This is a genomic window from Psychrobacter sp. ANT_H59 (assembly GCF_008369225.1).
Classification (GTDB): domain Bacteria; phylum Pseudomonadota; class Gammaproteobacteria; order Pseudomonadales; family Moraxellaceae; genus Psychrobacter; species Psychrobacter cryohalolentis.
On sequence record NZ_VOBE01000003.1, the window covers coordinates 382,384 to 399,268 of the forward strand.

Consider the following 16,885-nt stretch of genomic DNA (forward strand, 5'->3'; position numbering starts at 1 on the left):
GGACACCAAGGATAGCGTTTATGTGGAAAAATATGGGTTTGACCGGCAAAATTATTGTTGCCATGGTGCTCGGTATTATACTGGGTCTATTTATAAACTACTCTGGCTTGAACACGGAAGGCAGCTTTGTTAATAATTATGTCACCAACGGTTTTCTTGCCATTGTCGGTAAGCTGTTTGTTAACTCGCTAAAAATGCTCGTCGTGCCACTGGTCTTGATTTCACTAATCTGCGGCGTATGCGGTATCGGTGATATTCGTCTATTAGGGCGTATTGGTACTAAAACCTTTTTCATCTATATGGTGACGACAGCACTGGCGATTGCAACTGCTATTGGGCTTGGCGTGTTGTTTGGTATCGGCAAAGGCATGAATATAGCAACAGAGGCGGCGTTTGAAGCTGAGAAAGCACCACCACTACTCGATGTATTTTCCAATATTATTCCCTCTAACCCCATCAGTGCGATGGCAAACGGCGATATGCTATCGATTATCTTCTTTGCCGTTTTGATTGGTATTAGTATTTTGATGGTAGGAAAACCCGCTAAAGGCTTGGTTCAAAGTTTAGAGCTCATCAATGAAGTCATCTTAAAAATGGTGACTATCATTATGAATCTTGCACCATATGGTGTCTTTGCGCTATTGACCAAAGCCATGGCAGAACTTGGCTTAGACCTGATTTGGTCATTACTTGGTTATGTTGCGGTACTGGTTGGCTCACTGGCATTCCATTTCTTTGTGACCATGATGATTGTCCTCAAGCTGTCTTCAGGCTTGTCAGTCAGAACGTTTTTGGCAAAAATGCGCGAAGTACAGATTTTTGCTTTTAGTACTTCAAGTTCGAATGCAACGATTCCAATTACCTTGCGTACGGTCACCAAGCGCATGGGTGTTAATAACTCAGTTGCTTCATTCACCATCCCTTTTGGCGCGACGATCAACATGGATGGTACAGCCATCATGCAAGGCACAGCGACCATTTTTATTGCCAATATTTATGGTATTGACTTGGGTATAACTGAGTATTTGACCGTTATTTTGATGTCAGTGCTCGCCTCTGTCGGTACGGCAGGTGTTCCGGGTGTTGGTCTCATCATGCTGTCAATGGTATTTGCCCAAGTCGGTCTACCGATTGAAGGTATTGGTCTTATTTTAGGGGTCGACCGTATCCTTGATATGTTACGTACAGCAGTCAATGTCGGCGGTGATGCTGCGGTGACCGCTATCGTCGCAAAATCAGAAGGTAAAATGGATTTAGCGATTTATAACGATCCTGATGCTGGCTCAAAAGATGTCTTTGACGGTCATATCGATGAGAACAGCGAACGCGAATTCTCTGAAGTCTTTAGCGATGGCATTATGGGCAGCGAGTATGATGATGTTAAGCGCGGCTAATCGTGATCAGTGATTGCCTATAAATAAGTCATAAAAAAACCTCAGTCGATTGGTCTGAGGTTTTTTTATGCAGCAAGTACGTTTTTAGACCAAGAGTTGCATTCTTCTTGATCAATCTACCCTTCACTAACCAAGTACATATTTAGTCACCATCACAAGACAAACCAATACAATCATGGGACGAATGAGTCTACTGCCGCCTTTTACTACCATATGCGAGCCAAAATACGCCCCTATAGTTTGCCCTACCATCATCGCCAGCCCTACTGTCCACAATACATTACCGCCCAATATAAAGAAGATTAATGAGCCAATATTGGTCGATAAATTCAGTACCTTTGCCGCACCAGTTGCTTCGATAATTTTTCGACCACGTAATGCCACATTGCCAAGCGCAAAAAACATACCTGTCCCAGGTCCCATATAGCCGTCATAAAAACCAATTAAAGGGGCGGCAATTTTTTGCCAAACACCTTCTGAGATACGAGGGGCAGCTTCCACTTCACCAAGTTTGGGGGCAAACAAAGTATAGATACCAATGGCTGCAATCAAAAATGGAATCAGCTTTTCTAACAAGTCAGGTGGCGATAACTGAACCGCGATAGAGCCAAAGATAGAGCCAATAAAAGCCGCAATAATTGCTGTTTTAATATTCTTGGGTTTGACCACACCCTTTCTAATCATGGTAATAGACGCTGCTAGTGCCCCTGATGCTGCTTGTAGCTTATTGGTACCCAATGTCAATACAGGCGGGATATTGGCAAGTAGCATGGCAGGAATGGTCAACAAACCACCGCCACCAGCAATAGCATCGATAAAACCTGCCAACGCGGCTACAGCGGTCAACATTAAAATAACTTCAATAGAAAGGGATACGTCCATGACACTGACCTGCAAAATTTATGATATAAGAGACACAAGCCTTAAAAGATTCAACCAATTCTACTTTTTAGCAGCATTTTTTTAGCAATATTTTTTGATAGTATGTTTTTAAAAACGCTCATTTAAAAATAGTTGGATGAATATCAGGCAAAAAATATGGATAGATAATGTGTATATTATTTTGATAACGGCTAATGCTATAAGAGTCAAATCCGATGCTAACCGTTACGTAAAGCGGCTTATTATAAAGATAAAACTGCGAAAAAAGCCATAACCCTAGCAAAGTCTGCTAGATTTATCGCACAAGGTACTTTAAAAACAGCTTTTTTCGTCATGAAGCTTTCAAGTTAAAAGGTAAAACCGGTAACCTATTTCATTTGTTTATATGAATAAGAATATGAGAAACTAGGGATATACGTCTATTACACTGGTATTATAAACATCAGTGCTAACAAAGACTCGTCCCCATATGTGGTCGCGTACTTAAGGCGGAGCCATTACAGACATACAAAAATACTTGAGCTTTTGAATACTTTCGCACGTTTTATTTGGTTAATGAGGACAATATGGCAATACATAAAATCAGAGCGTTTTTTAATCTCGAGGCTTCGGGCGGTATCGTCCTAGCGCTGGCAGCTATCGCAGCAATGATTATTGCTAATACTTCTCTAAATACGTGGTACGAATCCTTTATTCACGCACCTGTCGCTATTCAAATTGGCAGCTTCTCAATCGCTAAAGATGCGCATCATTGGATTAATGATGGCTTGATGGCAGTGTTCTTCTTTTTAGTGGGACTTGAGCTTAAGCGTGAAGTGTTAATCGGCGAGCTGTCCAATGTAAAGCAAATTATCTTGCCAGCAGGGGCGGCTCTTGGCGGCATGATCATGCCAGCCATCGTCTATCTGTTTTTTAACTATAATGAACCTGAGTTTTGGCGAGGTTGGGCGATTCCTGCCGCAACCGATATCGCCTTTGCTCTTGGTATTTTGAGTTTACTTGGTAATCGCGTACCCAATTCATTAAAAGTATTCTTAGTCTCGATTGCTATCTTTGATGATATCGGCGCGATTATTATCATCGCTTTATTTTATACCAATGATTTATCGCTTGGTTCACTGGCTATCGCGGGCTTATGTCTGCCGTTTTTATATCTGCTTAATCGTCGTAACGTTACTAGCATAACTCCTTATTTGCTAATTGGCGTTATCATGTGGGTTGCCGTACTCAAATCTGGTATCCATGCAACGTTAGCTGGGGTTGTATTGGCGCTATTTATTCCTTTATTTGATCGCACTGACCCTGAGCATTCCCCGCTTGAAGAGCTTGAGCACGACCTACAAAACACCGTTTCTTATGGTATCCTGCCATTATTTGCTTTTGCCAATGCGGGCATTTCGCTTAAGGGCGCAGGGTTTGGTGAGCTGTTTCATTCTGTGCCGCTTGGTATTGCCGCCGGACTGTTCATCGGTAAACAAGTAGGCGTCATGCTGATGTGCTGGTTAATCTTTAAACTGGGCATTTCTACTATGCCAAAAGGCATGAACTTTAAGCAAATCTACGGCGCAGCATTGTTATGTGGTGTGGGCTTTACCATGAGTTTGTTTATCGGTGGGCTTGCATTTGCCGGTGAGACGCCATTATTTGATGAGCGTTTGGGTATCATTATGGGTTCAATCGTCTCTGGTATCGCAGGTTATATGATGCTCAAAGCCACTTTAAAAGATGAGGTTAATGTAACCTCTGTAGACTTAACGCGTCATTCTTAATAAAAGATTGAGCTACTTTATCCCAAAGTAGCTCAATCAACTTAATAAAAAGCAGTTGATACAGAGTTGCTCATAAATATGGATTCCATCGACATCTCTAAAAAAATCGCTAAAACAAGTACCGCCAGTGCTCGGCAAGGTGCAGGCTGTCATCAAGCGCCTGTTTCTTATCAGCGTCATGGACGCACCACTGCCATTGATGATCATAGTGATCTGCAAGTATTAAAACGCATTAAGCGCTATCTACTGCCAAAAGACTTTGTCATCTCGCAAGATTTGTTAGAGGAAATAGTTGCAGGCTACGATATTGGCGATCCAATAGCAGATGATCTAGCCTCTGATGGCATTCGTTTTGCCAAGCCATTACAGCAGTTTATTATTGATAAGAAAGCGGACTCTAACCTCAAGAATAATTCCTCATTCAACGCATTAACTGAACAATTTAGTCGCCATCCCGATTGGTTTGATCCCAAGCTTGCCCAAATCGGCGCGGTTGCCTATCGCCGTTATCCACTGATGCTGATCTGGCTATTACGTAATGTGGCTCTCATGGCAGGCTATAGTATCCCTGCCTTATCGCTACCGCTGATTCAGACTGGCGCACTGATGCATGACGCTTTACCAAGATTGATGCGTACCTACGCCTATATCTTGGCGGTCTCTGAGCATCCTCAATTGCATTTAGATTCAGAGCATAGCAAACCTAATATTGAACGAGTATTGGCTATCGGCTCTGAAGGTTGGCAGCAATCCATTAAAGTACGTCAAATACATACCTCAGTACGACAGAACTTGCTCAAAGGTAAAGGCAATGCTGCTAAAGGCGTCATACCAGATGCCAACCAACATCACAACCCAGATGGCAGCTGGAATACCGCATATTGGGGTATTCCTATCAATCAAACCGATATGATTGCTACTCATTTGCAGTTTTCACTGTTGATTATGCGTGGCTTAAGATTGCTTGGCGCCCGTATTAGCACTGAGGAAGCAGAAGGCATTTTGCATTTATGGAATCTTGCCAGTTATTGGATGGGGGTTGATTTGCAGCGACTGCCAAAAGATGAAGCCGCCTGCTGGGAATGGCTCTATACCTATTTGTCGATTCAGCAGCTTGATTTTAAAATGGGACGACCACTAGCAAAAGCTCTGCACGATTTACCACGTCAGCTGATGGGTGAGGACAATCGCCGTGGGCGTTTTGTTGAGATGGTCAATGCCAGCGTGACCCGTACCTTGGTTGGTGATGATATTGGCGATGGGCTAAACCTACCAAAATCAAAAATACGCTTTGGCGTATTGTCTTCCGTGCCGATTCTATTTGCCCTAGATACTGCCCGTCAACACAATAGTAGAGTCGCCAACAAGCTAGAAGCATTTCGTGCTAAACGCCAAGACAATATGAACTGGTGGTTAAAGAAGAATGATGAGTATTATAAATAGAATGCATCCATTCATTATCACTAACGTTTATAATAACGATCCTCCTTCGCCAAAAACATGTTTATTAGCGAGTATCTAACACTTCTATGATCGAGTGTCTTGTATGCGATAATACCACTCTAGCTGCCGATCAAAGCCTGTTTCTAATAAACTGGCAATGACTCGTCCCGTCAGACCCCACACCGTTTCGCCATCTACTTGCCAGCTCGGTGTCAGAAGCGTTGCTGCCTGATCTTGCAATGTATATTCTATAGAATATTCGACTGTTGGCTGAGTTAATAAAGTCTCAAAATCTGCCCAAAAAATGCGTGATATCTCCCCAAGCTCTGGCACCAAAAGCAGATCTGGCGCAATCAGCGCCACAATAGGACGTACACTCATACCACTTTTAGAGGTTTGGATAGGCAATTGACCAAGCAGCTGAACTTTATTAGGCGGTAGCGCAGTTTCCTCGCAAGCCTCACGTAGGGCGGTAACGACATTGTTACCATCACCTACTTCATGTTTGCCACCAGCACAGGATACCTCGCCAGCATGACTATTCATATGAGCAGCGCGGCGAGTCAGCAGCAGCTTAGGATGGCGCTCATGAGTGATAGCGACCAAGATAGAGGCATCGGCGATTGGGGTTTGATAAAGACTATTTAAAATACGGGCACTGCGCGAATGGTCGTGAGAGTCATAAAGCGCGGGACTAGCAATAGCCTTTAATGTCTCGTGCTGCACCCGTTCAGCCAACTTTCTGATCGTGGGATAACGTATAAAATCTGGTACAGCGACTGTCATTTCATCAAAACGTACGGACTGTGAGGGATTTAGCATTATAATTGCCCTATTTTTTTATCAGTATTAGCCATCAAAACGTTGAATGGTTGCAGCAAGCAGATTGCGACAACCGTCAGACAGACATGGTCTTTTATCATTGTACGACTGCAATTGGTCCTCATGGATCAAGGGTGTCATTCATATATTATTTAGGAAATGCTCGTGGATAAGATTTTTTCATTACATAAAATGCAGGGCAAAACTGATGATTGCCCGCAAAGATTGCCATTAGTCATCATTGCCATTGCTTGGGCTGGCGGAACAGTTGCCACTGCTGTATTGGCATTACTGGGAAATTGGCAAAATATCGCGATGATTTTGGGCTCATTTGGCGCCAGCTGCCTGCTTATTTTTGCTTATCCAGAAAGCCCTTTTGCTCAGCCAAGAAACATTGTCGGTGGTCATCTTATTACTACCTTTACTGGCTTAGCTTTTATGTCTTTATTTGGGGTTGAGTGGTGGAGCTTGTCCCTTGCCGTTGGTACGGCAATTGCTCTAATGTTACTGCTGCGCGTACCGCATCCACCTGCAGGATCCAATCCATTGATTGTGATGCTCGGCGGCGTAAAGTGGCATTTTTTGCTCACTCCGACGCTAGTAGGTGCCCTTGCTTTAGTAGTGGTAGCGCTGATTTACAACAACATTGGTCGTGGCAGACACTACCCGCGCTATTGGTAACATAGTCAATTTAAAATAGAGTCACTTATAGCCTAGCGCAATCTGATAATAACTGCATACCTTTTGTGTGACTGATAGGCTTGGTCCATTCTGTTGGCACACAAGGAATTCCAACGGTGATTCAACTCACAAAATACGCTATTATTATCATTGCCAGTATGAGGAAGATTTGTGTTATCTTAATATAAAGGGCGATTGTCAGATAATCATCTGATATTCGATAGCCCTAGTATCTGATACAACAACAATTATAAATCTTAAAATTATACGTCTTAAAGTAACCTTATCTCTCTCATTTCATTATATAAGGCAGTCGATATGCGCTATTGTCTACAATGCGGTTGTGAAGCAGAACGCAAAATACCAGCTACGGATAATATACCGCGTTTGGTATGCCCAAACTGTCATTATATTCATTATGAAAACCCAAAGATAATTTGTGGTGCGCTGGTCGTCCATAAACATCGGGTGCTGCTCTGTCGACGCGCGATCGAGCCGCAGTATGGCTTATGGACGTTGCCTGCAGGCTTTATGGAAAACGGCGAAACCATGGCCGAAGGTGCCGCGCGTGAGAGCTTTGAAGAGGCTGACGCGGTCGTGATCAATCCACATTTATATTGCTTGTATGACATTCCAGATATTGGTCAAATCTATAGCATCTATATCACCGAACTAAAAGACGGTGCTTATGGCATCGGCTCTGAAAGTCTTGATTGTGCGTTATTCACAGAAGAAGACATTCCTTGGGATAAGCTTGCTTTTGAAGCGGTACGCCGTACCCTAAAAAGCTATTTTGCAGACCGTCAACATTACGACAGTTATGATCAATTCCCAATTCATCAAGAGATCATTGGCAAAGACCAAGCCATTAAGCGCTATTAATAACGAAGCTGGCTAAAAAGCTGACTTACAAAAGCAAGTAGTAAAGACCGTTGATAAGAATTAAGCTCAAATCTTATCAACGGTTTTTTATTGCCTAATGTTAACCGCTTAAGCTAAGTCGCGAGGATACCATGCTGACACTACAACACTCTTTTGCCCTATTACCGCTAACTTTGGCCCTAGGGCTGACGAGTGTAAGCGGTCATGCTGAAAGCACTTCTTTAACCGCTAAGGAATCAGACCCGCAAACGCTCGGCTGGATGCAAGGTTTCCCGCCTCCAAAAGGCAAGCTAATCACTCAACCACAGTCGGACTTTTTTAGCTTTCCCAAACTGCGTTGGACAGTCTGTCATATTCGAGAGCTAATGCCCACTACCGAAGTCAGTCGCGGTATCGGTGCACCATCCAAACTTGACTATGCACTCGATAAAAATATTGATGCCATTACCTTTACCCCAACCAATAGCAAACACCCTATGACATGGCGGCAGTCACTTGATGCCAACTATACAGACGGCATTATGATCATGCATCATGGCAAGGTCGTCTATGAGCGTCAAAATGGTTGCCTCAATGAGCTGGGTAATCACGCCGCAATGTCGATGACCAAGTCAATGACAGGATTATTAGCAGAAATCCTCGTCACCGAAGGTAAGCTTGATGATAAGGCATTGGTTGCCTCTATTATTCCTGAGCTGGCAAAAAGTGGCTTTGGCGATGCCACCGTACGCCAAGTGATGGATATGACCACGGCGCTCGATTATAGTGAAGACTATGCCGATCCTGACGCAGACATCTGGAAGTATTCAGAAGCGGCAAGCCCGTTACCAAAACCCAAAGGCTATAGCGGACCCAATGGCTATTTCGAATATCTGCAAACGGTTGAGAAAAAAGGCGAACATGGTGTAGAGTTTAACTATCGAACCATCAATAGTGATGCGCTCGGCTGGATTATTTCACGCACCACTGGCAAGGCAATCGATGACCTGCTCTCTGAACGTATCTGGCAGAAAATCGGTGCCGAACAAAGCGCCTATATCACGGTAGATGCTAAGGGTACGCCGTTTGCTGGCGGTGGCATCAGTGCAGGTTTGCATGATATGGCACGTATTGGCAGCTTGATGCTCAATAAAGGTGAGATGAATGGTGAGCGTTTATTCCCAACAGCGGTAGTCGATAATATCGAAGCTGGCGGTGACAAAGGCGCATTTGCAAAAGCGGGCTATAAACAGCTCAATAATGGCAGCTATAAAAGTATGTGGTGGCTGTTTAATAATCCCACGCCTATTTATGCAGCACGTGGCGTCCACGGTCAAACGGTCTATGTTGATCCAGCAGCCGATATGGTCATCGTTCGCTTTTCCTCATACCCTGAAGCCAGTAATGGTAAAATCGACCCAACTTCGCTACCTGCCTATAAAGCAGTCGCTAATTACTTAATTAAAAAGTAAGCCTTTAAGAAATAGCGCTTTAAAATACTCAACCAAAACAAAACCGCCGCTTTCAATATAAATACTGGAAGCGGCGGTTTTTTATATAGATACTGATTTTTTACAAGTTAAAAGCTAGCTTTTAATTTTACAGACTTTAAAGCCAAGCTCTTGTACTGCTGCTTCTTTATCATAAGGCGCTAATACCGCGCGGACATGCTTTTGCCCTTGCAGGTATTGCTTAGCAACACGTTGCAAGTCAGCTACTGTTACAGCCAAAATTGCTGCACGCATTTTACGTTGCCAGTCAACACCGCGATGATGCAAATCAGCGAAGCAGGCTTTAATTGCCTCACCTGCTGGAGAGCCTGGCTTATCCATTCCTGAGATAATACCTAAGATAGCTTCTTCTAACTGCTCATCGGTTTGCGGTTCATTCAACAGCCATTCGATACTGGCATCGAAATGGGCAAAAGTTTCAGCACACTGTGGATCGCGATAGCTAAAGAACTTAAAGGCACAAGCATTGGCATCGTAGCCCGCACCACCGCCATAAGCACCGCCGCGCTCACGAATGGCGCTATGCAGATAGCCATTGCGCAGGTAAGGCGCTAATACCATCAGGGCTACCGTATCAGGATGATCAGCCGTAGGAACGGTATAAGCACTGGCATTATGATAGACATTGGTTGGAACCAGCCATGCCAAGTCTTCAACATCGAGCGCCACATCACTTTCTAGAGCTTTGACCGCGTCTTTCTCCCCATTTAACGCTGTATCAAGTTGCAATTCGGCAAACTCACTTGGAATATTGGCTTCGATACTCGCATCAACATTTTTTAACTGCGCTGCAATTTTTGGCGCTTGGCTGTCTTTCCAACTCTCAACGATTAAATTACTCAAGCGTTCAGTTTGTTCGGCTTCGCAAATAATAACCGCGTGCTTAGGCAAACTAATCAAACGCTGATGTAAGTCCATCAAACTCGTCGCAAGCTTATCCCACTGTGCATCATCGCTACTGGCATGGGTTAAGAAGTCTTTTAGCGCATTCAATGCTGGTAGACCACTGCGTACATATTCTAACTGCGCTTGACGACTCATGCCGCGACTAGCCGTTTGCATGGCATAAGAATGCCCTGAACCAGCAAGGTTTGATTGCCAACCTGCTTGACGCTGCTGCAAGATTTCTTTGATACGGTCATGTTCAGTGAATACGCTATGTTCCATGACTTCTTTCAGCAAATCAATCGCTTCAGGTTTACGATTCAGCGCGCGCGTTGCCACCACAAAGTAGCTGCTAATCGCTTGGCTGTCATCGACATTGGTACGTTGGCTGATACGAGCCGTCACACCTGATGAATGCGCCGCTTGTTTGGCCTGCATTTCATGGGCACTAAGAGAATCTGTACCTAGCTCTGATAACAAGCTTAAATAAATAGGCAATAATGGATGATTAATCACTTCATTAACCGGTAGCTCGCTTGTATCCTGATTACCAATCTCATCGGTTAACGGTACGATGATTTGATAATAATACAAGCCGTTAGTGCCCGCTTCATATTCAAATAACGTACTTTCTTTGCCGCTTAAATTCACTTGTTTTTGCGTGCCTTGCTTGAAGCTGATATCGGTCGGGACATCTTCTAAGCCAACTTTTGGCAATAAACTTAAATCATCAGGTGCTGCTTGGCGCGCTGCCAAATCTAAAGCCTGTTGCTTTAAGATAGCTTTATCATCAGCGGTCAAATCCATCGCAATCGTATCAAGACGGGTTTGCTCGGCTGCTGCCAAACGGGCTGTTTTTTCACTATCAGGCTTCATTGTGACGCGCACACGATGCTGATTATCAAGCAAATGGATTTTGATTAAATTTGGCAGCCACTGCGCGTCTTTTACTTGCTCGCGTAGCCATTGCAAATGCTCATCAACTTCCCAGACATCAATAGGATTACCATCATGGATGGCAGTGCTAAAACCTTCTAGCATGAGATTTAGACCATACGGCATGCTATCACCACCGATATGGCGCTGATCAATCTCAATTTGGTGCAAGATAGTTTCAATGGTTTCATCATCAATCGGTTTGCTCGCGACCTCTTTAAGCAAATCAATAATACCCTGCTCTACCGCTTCGGCATGCTCAGGGTTTGAACCGCGCAGACCGGTATAAAAGACCATTTCATAATGACTGTCGTCGAGTCCCAATAGCGGGCTTGGCGCTTTACCAAGTGGATGGCTGTCCAAATACGCACGCAATGGCGAACCAGCATGCTCAACCAATACCCCTTCTAATAGACGCAAGGCCAAACGCTGCTTCGGATCAGTAATCGATGGTAATAACCACGCAACCACATGATGGGTTTGGTCAGGACCGGCTTCGTCAGCCGTATAAGTATCAACTGCGTTAATCGGTGCAGACAAACGCTGCTCTGGACGCGATACATGTTTTTTGCCCGCTTCAAACTGAATCAAAGCATCGTCATGTATTTTTGCTTGCGTTTCAGCGACTGGAATATTACCAAAGCTCATAATCACACTGTTTGACGGATGATAATGGCTCTGATGGAATTCAACCAGCTCATTATGAGTCAAGTCTGGGATATCAGCAGGATCACCGCCCGAATTATAGTGATAGGTCGTTGTTGGGAACAGATGATGGGCGACCGTATGATACAACTGGTCAATCTCGCCACTCATTGCGCCTTTCATTTCATTAAAAACGATACCCTTAAATTGCGGCTTGTCATTTTCGTCTAACTCAACACGGATGCCTTCTTGGGCAAAATCAAGCGGATGAATATTGGGGAAAAATGACGCATCAAGATAGACAGCAAGCAAGTTAAAATAATCATTTTTATTTTGCGTGGCATACGGATACGCTGTCCAATCGGCAGCGGTCATCGCATTCATGAAGGTATTTAACGAACGCTTAATCATCGAAAAGAACGGGTCGCGTACGGGGAACTTTTCAGAACCACATAAAGCCACGTGCTCTAGAATATGCGCCTCACCTTTTGAATCCATCGGCTGGGTACGAAAGCCAACCAAAAAGGCATTTTCATCACTCGGATGCGCCAAGTGATAATGCATCGCTCCGGTTTTGATATGCTGACTGATCAGCACATCCATCGATAATGCATCGATATGGCGGTGCTCAATCAGCTCAAAGGCAGGATGCAGGGTTAAATCAGCAGTAAATAGCGTGTCAGTCATGGTTATCCTTATGCATTAATTACTTCAGTATCATCTTAGCCAATAACCAAGGTATGAAATCGATATCAGCAATTAAAATAGTAAAATTTATATTTATAAAAAGATCGCTTTGAATAAACAATTAAAGTTATCAAAGCCTCATAGGTCATCTTCGAATTGAATGGCATTTATCAGCTAAAAAGAATTTGCCTAACGACAGTAGATGGGGCTAATACGCTAGTAAGTCAAGACAGTGGGTGGAGAAAAATAATAAGTCAGCAAGAATAACGGATAAAGATAGCGCCCGATTTAACAAAGCCTACTTAACAGCAGTCATTAGTAGTGCTATAGTTAAAATCATCTGCCACAAGGAAGGAGCCGCTCATGAGTTACCAACATATTTTATTGGTCACCGATTTACTATCCGATGCTGACTTGGTTGCTCAAAAAGCCAAGCGTATCGTTGATAATCGTCCTGACTCCAAATTATCGGTATTGCATATCGTAAAAGATACCATGGTTGGCTTTGGCTACGAGCTGGTGCCTGCCTCAAGCTTATATGATGAGATTGATGATGAGCGTTGCCAAGAAGCGCGTGCAAAACTGGCGCAGTTTTTGGATCGTAACGACTTACATGTGGTCAACTCTGAAGTGACAACTGCCATCTCAAATAGTGAAGGTATCGTCAACTATTGCCATAAGAATGACGTTGATTTATTGGTTATTGGTCGTCATGAACGTCATGGCATCGCAGCTTGGCTTAGCGGCGCAACGGCAGATAATATCTTGCCAAATGTACCTTGTGACAGCTTAGTTGTGAGACTTGATAAGCCCGTTAATAAATAAGTGTAAGCATAGAATTAATACAGTAGATACTAAATAAGGTGAATGCACCTTATTATAGGGCAAAACTGGTACAAATTTTTCTTGCTTGCTGTGGCTGCGCCGACAGAGGCTACAAAAAATTTATCCCAGTTTCGCTATATTTTTTAATATGAGGCTGGCTATAGCTACTTTTAAACACGATCCTCTTGAATAATATCAATAAAGCTTTGCCAAATCGGGCTTTGATGGCGCGCTTTATGCCATACCAGCCACCATGTACGTGACAAATCAATTCCTGCAACCTGCACTTGTACCAGCTTCCCTGTTGCAAGCTCTGCTTCAATGACATGCTGTGACAGGCACCCAAGTCCAATATCAGCGCTGACCATATGCTTAATCGCCTCCGACTGCTGTATTGCCATAATCACCTCGGCATTGGGCAAATGCTGCAATAATTGCTCATCGATGATCTGCCGCGTACCAGACCCCGCTTCTCGTACCAATAGTGGTAGCGTTGATAGTTGCTCAATACTCAGCTCATAGCAATTATTTGCATCGTTATAATAACCTACATCGGTCAACCATTTGCTGTCGTGCTTAGCAAAAATCATCAAAATATCAGTGCGCCACACGCGCTGCTCAATCACCTTCATATCTACTGGGCGCGGCATACCTTCGACTAAAGCAATATCAATATTTAGTTGCTCAACCTCTGCTACTACCTCTTGAGTATTGGCAATATACATATCAACATCTGCATCTGGCAGTGCCTCATAGAGCTTGGCAAGCAGCGGCGGCAGTACATAATTACCAATGGTGGTACTAGCACCAATATGGATCTGCCCTGCTTGGTGCTTATGATAATGTTCTAGTGTCAACGACTGCCCTAAGATAGCTTGAGCTTGTATATAAATAGGATGGGCATTAGGGTGCTGATTGAGCCTGCGCCCGACCCGCTCAAACAATGGCATTTGCAGCCTTGCTTCTAATTCTGTCAACGCACTACTGACCGCCGACTGCGATAAATGCAGCACTTCACTGGCACGGCTGGTACTACCTGTTTGATAAATACTGACAAACACTGATAATTGCTTGAGGGTAATCTTTGGTAATCCCTGCATGGCTTTTTTCATAATTTCTCTGACACCCTATCTTATTGATATAACCTAAAAACCATCTGTTATTTTAAAAACCCTCTATTATCTAAAAAACTATCTTTTTAACCCTAAGACTTTCTATTAACCTATAAAATCTATAATTTATATCTAATTAATCTGTTTTTATTATAGGTTGGTCTATCTTATAATGTCTATTCATAAGCTTATGCTTATTTCGATTATAGATAATAGGACAGTCAGTCATGTACGCCTTGACCCAATCAGTGAACAACTATTTTCCACGCAGCCGCCATCTAGCAGGGCTCATCGTCGTGCTGATTGGCAGTTTATTTTGTTTATGGCTCAATACTAGTGTAAACATATGGACAAATGGGCGCATCGTAGGACTGTCATCGCTCACGCTGGCGATTTTAATCGGGATGATACTTGGCAATACGGTCTATACCAATTTTGCTGAGCATTTAAATGAAGGGGTTTGTTTTGCTAAAGGGCAGATTTTAAGACTCGCCATTATGTTTTATGGTTTTAAACTAACAGTGACCCAAGTTGCTAGCGTGGGTATGCCAGCAGTGATGAGCGATGCACTGGTACTAACATCGACTTTTTTATTGACCTATTGGATAGGTACCAAATTATTAAAAGTCGATAAACAAACCGTGCTATTGATAGGCTCAGGTGCGAGTATCTGTGGTGCAGCCGCCGTCATCGCCGCCGACCCAATCGTCAAAGCAGAAACACATAAAGTCACTATCGCAGTAGCTACGGTCGTAGTATTTGGCACCATGGCGATGCTGCTCTACCCTTTTCTTTATCATCTTGGTTGGTTGCAACCTTGGTTAAATGCTCAGCAGTACGGAGTTTATACGGGTTCAACCATTCATGAAGTGGCGCAAGTCGTCGTCGCTGGTAACGCAGTCAGTCCTGAAGTGGGTGACACAGCTGTTGTCACCAAGATGATACGCGTCATGATGCTCGCCCCTTTCTTACTGGTATTGTCTTTTGCTCTGACCAAAGGCTGTAGCGAAAATGATAAAAGTGCTTCATTTATGAGCCGTATTAAAGAAGTCAAAGTCCCTTGGTTTGCCTTTATATTTATTGCCATCGTCTTACTGCACACTTGGGTGCCGATGACCGCAAGCTTTGAGCGTAGTATGGTGATGCTAGACGATGTGCTGCTCACCATGGCGATGTTTGCACTAGGTTTGACGACTCATCTAAGCGCCATTAAGCAAGCTGGCGTGAAGCCACTGATCTTGGGTGCTATTATGTTTGCTTGGCTGATCGTTGGAGGTGGATTGATTAATATTGGTATTAGCTTGATTGGCTAAAGTAAACTACCAAACATCCTTGTTGTGAGTTATATAGATCAAAAATGCCGATGACCAGCGTAGTCATCGGCATTTTTGGTTCATTGTCTGATTTAAAAGCCACTCAACATAAAGCGCACGTTATAAATATTAAGCTATTAATTGCAAATAGCTTATACTAAAGTATAGACGAAAAAAAACGAACCCGAAGGTTCGCTTTTTTTTCATCTTGCTCTAAGCGTCTATAAAGACAGATTAGATAGCAACGATGTTATGGGCTTGTGGGCCTTTTTGACCTTGAGTTACAGTGAACTCAACTTCTTGGCCTTCAGCTAAAGTTTTGAAGCCTGAACCAGTGATTTCGCTGTAATGAGCAAAAACGTCTGCGCCAGTTTCTGGAGCGATAAAACCAAAGCCTTTAGCTTCGTTGAACCACTTAACTGTACCTTTTTGAGTATCTGACATATTGATAATCCTACTTTTAAATTTATTAATGGTCTAGTGACCGGTAACGCTTGCAAATAGCTACTGAACGATAAATATTAAAACGAAGGATTATAACTAATACTACGAGGTAATGATTTGGTGCAGAACTGCTCTTAAGCTTGGAAGTATTATAAGGGCAAGATCCCATTTTCGCAAGTCTTATCTTAGATTTCATGTAACCAAAGCCACTTTTTGACTGTTTTTCGCCCTAAAATCAACACATTTTAGGCATTTGGCAAACGGAACAAATAGACCGCTACCCCAGTACAGACCGTGGCTACCAGCCAAGCTACCCACATCATATCAGCAGGAATGTTAAAAAATAACATTGTTGTTGAAATTGCCATCATTATCGTCGCTAGCCACTTGCCATATAAAGGTACAGCATGGCGGTCTTCCCAATCTCGGACGAATTTACCAAAATATTTATGATTAATCAGCCAAAAATGAAAGCGTCGTGAGCTACGCGCCCAGCACCCTGCCGCTAGTAAGATAAAAGGTGCTGTCGGCATAACAGGTAATAATACGCCAATGATACCCAAGGCAAAAAACAGCCAACCAAATATCAAAAACATCCAACGCACCGTTGGATTGTTATGTTGATTGGTCTTGGGTCGATAATAAAAAGATTTTTTTGATTGAGTCATGATAATT

14 protein-coding genes are annotated in these 16,885 nt (G+C 43.3%); 8 read left to right on the forward strand and 6 right to left on the reverse strand.

What is annotated here, in order from left to right; translation table 11 throughout:
* Nucleotides 1–20: 20 nt before the first annotated feature.
* Nucleotides 21–1,394, forward strand: coding sequence for a dicarboxylate/amino acid:cation symporter (locus tag FQ083_RS07275; protein WP_011514436.1), 1,374 nt, complete (start codon nt 21–23; stop codon nt 1,392–1,394).
* A 126-nt stretch (nt 1,395–1,520) separates the two neighbouring features.
* Here the strand turns inward: FQ083_RS07275 and FQ083_RS07280 are convergent, their stop codons facing one another.
* Nucleotides 1,521–2,276: a TSUP family transporter gene (locus tag FQ083_RS07280; protein ID WP_041772313.1), complete on the reverse strand. Its 756-nt coding sequence runs from the start codon at nt 2,274–2,276 to the stop codon at nt 1,521–1,523.
* A 566-nt stretch (nt 2,277–2,842) separates the two neighbouring features.
* On the opposite strand from FQ083_RS07280, the gene nhaA reads away from it, so the two are divergent.
* Complete coding sequence (nhaA, locus tag FQ083_RS07285) at nt 2,843–4,045, forward strand: Na+/H+ antiporter NhaA (protein WP_011514438.1); 1,203 nt, start codon at nt 2,843–2,845, stop codon at nt 4,043–4,045.
* Nucleotides 4,046–4,123: 78 nt separating this feature from the next.
* Nucleotides 4,124–5,488, forward strand: coding sequence for an oxygenase MpaB family protein (locus FQ083_RS07290; RefSeq protein ID WP_149409375.1), 1,365 nt, complete (start codon nt 4,124–4,126; stop codon nt 5,486–5,488).
* Between the two features lie 84 nt (nt 5,489–5,572).
* Here the strand turns inward: FQ083_RS07290 and FQ083_RS07295 are convergent, their stop codons facing one another.
* On the reverse strand, nt 5,573–6,310 hold the full coding sequence (locus FQ083_RS07295; RefSeq protein ID WP_020444274.1) for an NUDIX hydrolase: 738 nt from the start codon (nt 6,308–6,310) through the stop codon (nt 5,573–5,575).
* Nucleotides 6,311–6,469: 159 nt separating this feature from the next.
* Here FQ083_RS07295 and FQ083_RS07300 point away from each other — a divergent pair, with 159 nt between their 5' ends.
* The 3 genes from FQ083_RS07300 to FQ083_RS07310 all read left to right on the forward strand — a co-directional run bounded on the left by FQ083_RS07300 (nt 6,470) and on the right by FQ083_RS07310 (nt 9,324).
* A complete protein-coding gene (locus FQ083_RS07300; protein ID WP_011514441.1) occupies nt 6,470–6,991 on the forward strand; it encodes an HPP family protein in 522 nt (173 codons plus the stop codon).
* Between the two features lie 318 nt (nt 6,992–7,309).
* Nucleotides 7,310–7,873 carry an NUDIX hydrolase gene (locus tag FQ083_RS07305; protein WP_149409376.1) on the forward strand — a complete coding sequence of 188 codons (564 nt, stop codon included), beginning with the start codon at nt 7,310–7,312 and terminating at the stop codon, nt 7,871–7,873.
* A gap of 131 nt (nt 7,874–8,004) precedes the next feature.
* Nucleotides 8,005–9,324 (forward strand): serine hydrolase domain-containing protein, encoded by a 1,320-nt coding sequence (locus FQ083_RS07310; protein ID WP_149409377.1) that lies wholly within the window; start codon nt 8,005–8,007, stop codon nt 9,322–9,324.
* Nucleotides 9,325–9,438: 114 nt separating this feature from the next.
* Here FQ083_RS07310 and FQ083_RS07315 read toward each other — a convergent pair whose 3' ends face one another.
* Nucleotides 9,439–12,516, reverse strand: coding sequence for an insulinase family protein (locus FQ083_RS07315; protein ID WP_149409378.1), 3,078 nt, complete (start codon nt 12,514–12,516; stop codon nt 9,439–9,441).
* 363 nt (nt 12,517–12,879) lie between these two features.
* On the opposite strand from FQ083_RS07315, the gene FQ083_RS07320 reads away from it, so the two are divergent.
* Nucleotides 12,880–13,341: a universal stress protein gene (locus tag FQ083_RS07320; RefSeq protein WP_011514445.1), complete on the forward strand. Its 462-nt coding sequence runs from the start codon at nt 12,880–12,882 to the stop codon at nt 13,339–13,341.
* A gap of 170 nt (nt 13,342–13,511) precedes the next feature.
* On the opposite strand, the gene FQ083_RS07325 is transcribed toward FQ083_RS07320, so the two are convergent.
* The gene (locus FQ083_RS07325) at nt 13,512–14,453 is read right to left on the reverse strand and encodes a LysR substrate-binding domain-containing protein (RefSeq protein WP_149409379.1); all 942 of its coding nucleotides are present in this window, start codon (nt 14,451–14,453) and stop codon (nt 13,512–13,514) included.
* Nucleotides 14,454–14,680: 227 nt separating this feature from the next.
* Between FQ083_RS07325 and FQ083_RS07330 the strand changes: the two genes are divergently transcribed.
* Nucleotides 14,681–15,766 carry a YeiH family protein gene (locus FQ083_RS07330; RefSeq protein ID WP_149409380.1) on the forward strand — a complete coding sequence of 362 codons (1,086 nt, stop codon included), beginning with the start codon at nt 14,681–14,683 and terminating at the stop codon, nt 15,764–15,766.
* A 234-nt stretch (nt 15,767–16,000) separates the two neighbouring features.
* Here the strand turns inward: FQ083_RS07330 and FQ083_RS07335 are convergent, their stop codons facing one another.
* Nucleotides 16,001–16,210 (reverse strand): cold-shock protein, encoded by a 210-nt coding sequence (locus FQ083_RS07335; protein ID WP_010201661.1) that lies wholly within the window; start codon nt 16,208–16,210, stop codon nt 16,001–16,003.
* 245 nt (nt 16,211–16,455) lie between these two features.
* Nucleotides 16,456–16,878 carry a YbaN family protein gene (locus FQ083_RS07340; protein WP_020444281.1) on the reverse strand — a complete coding sequence of 141 codons (423 nt, stop codon included), beginning with the start codon at nt 16,876–16,878 and terminating at the stop codon, nt 16,456–16,458.
* Nucleotides 16,879–16,885: the final 7 nt, after the last annotated feature.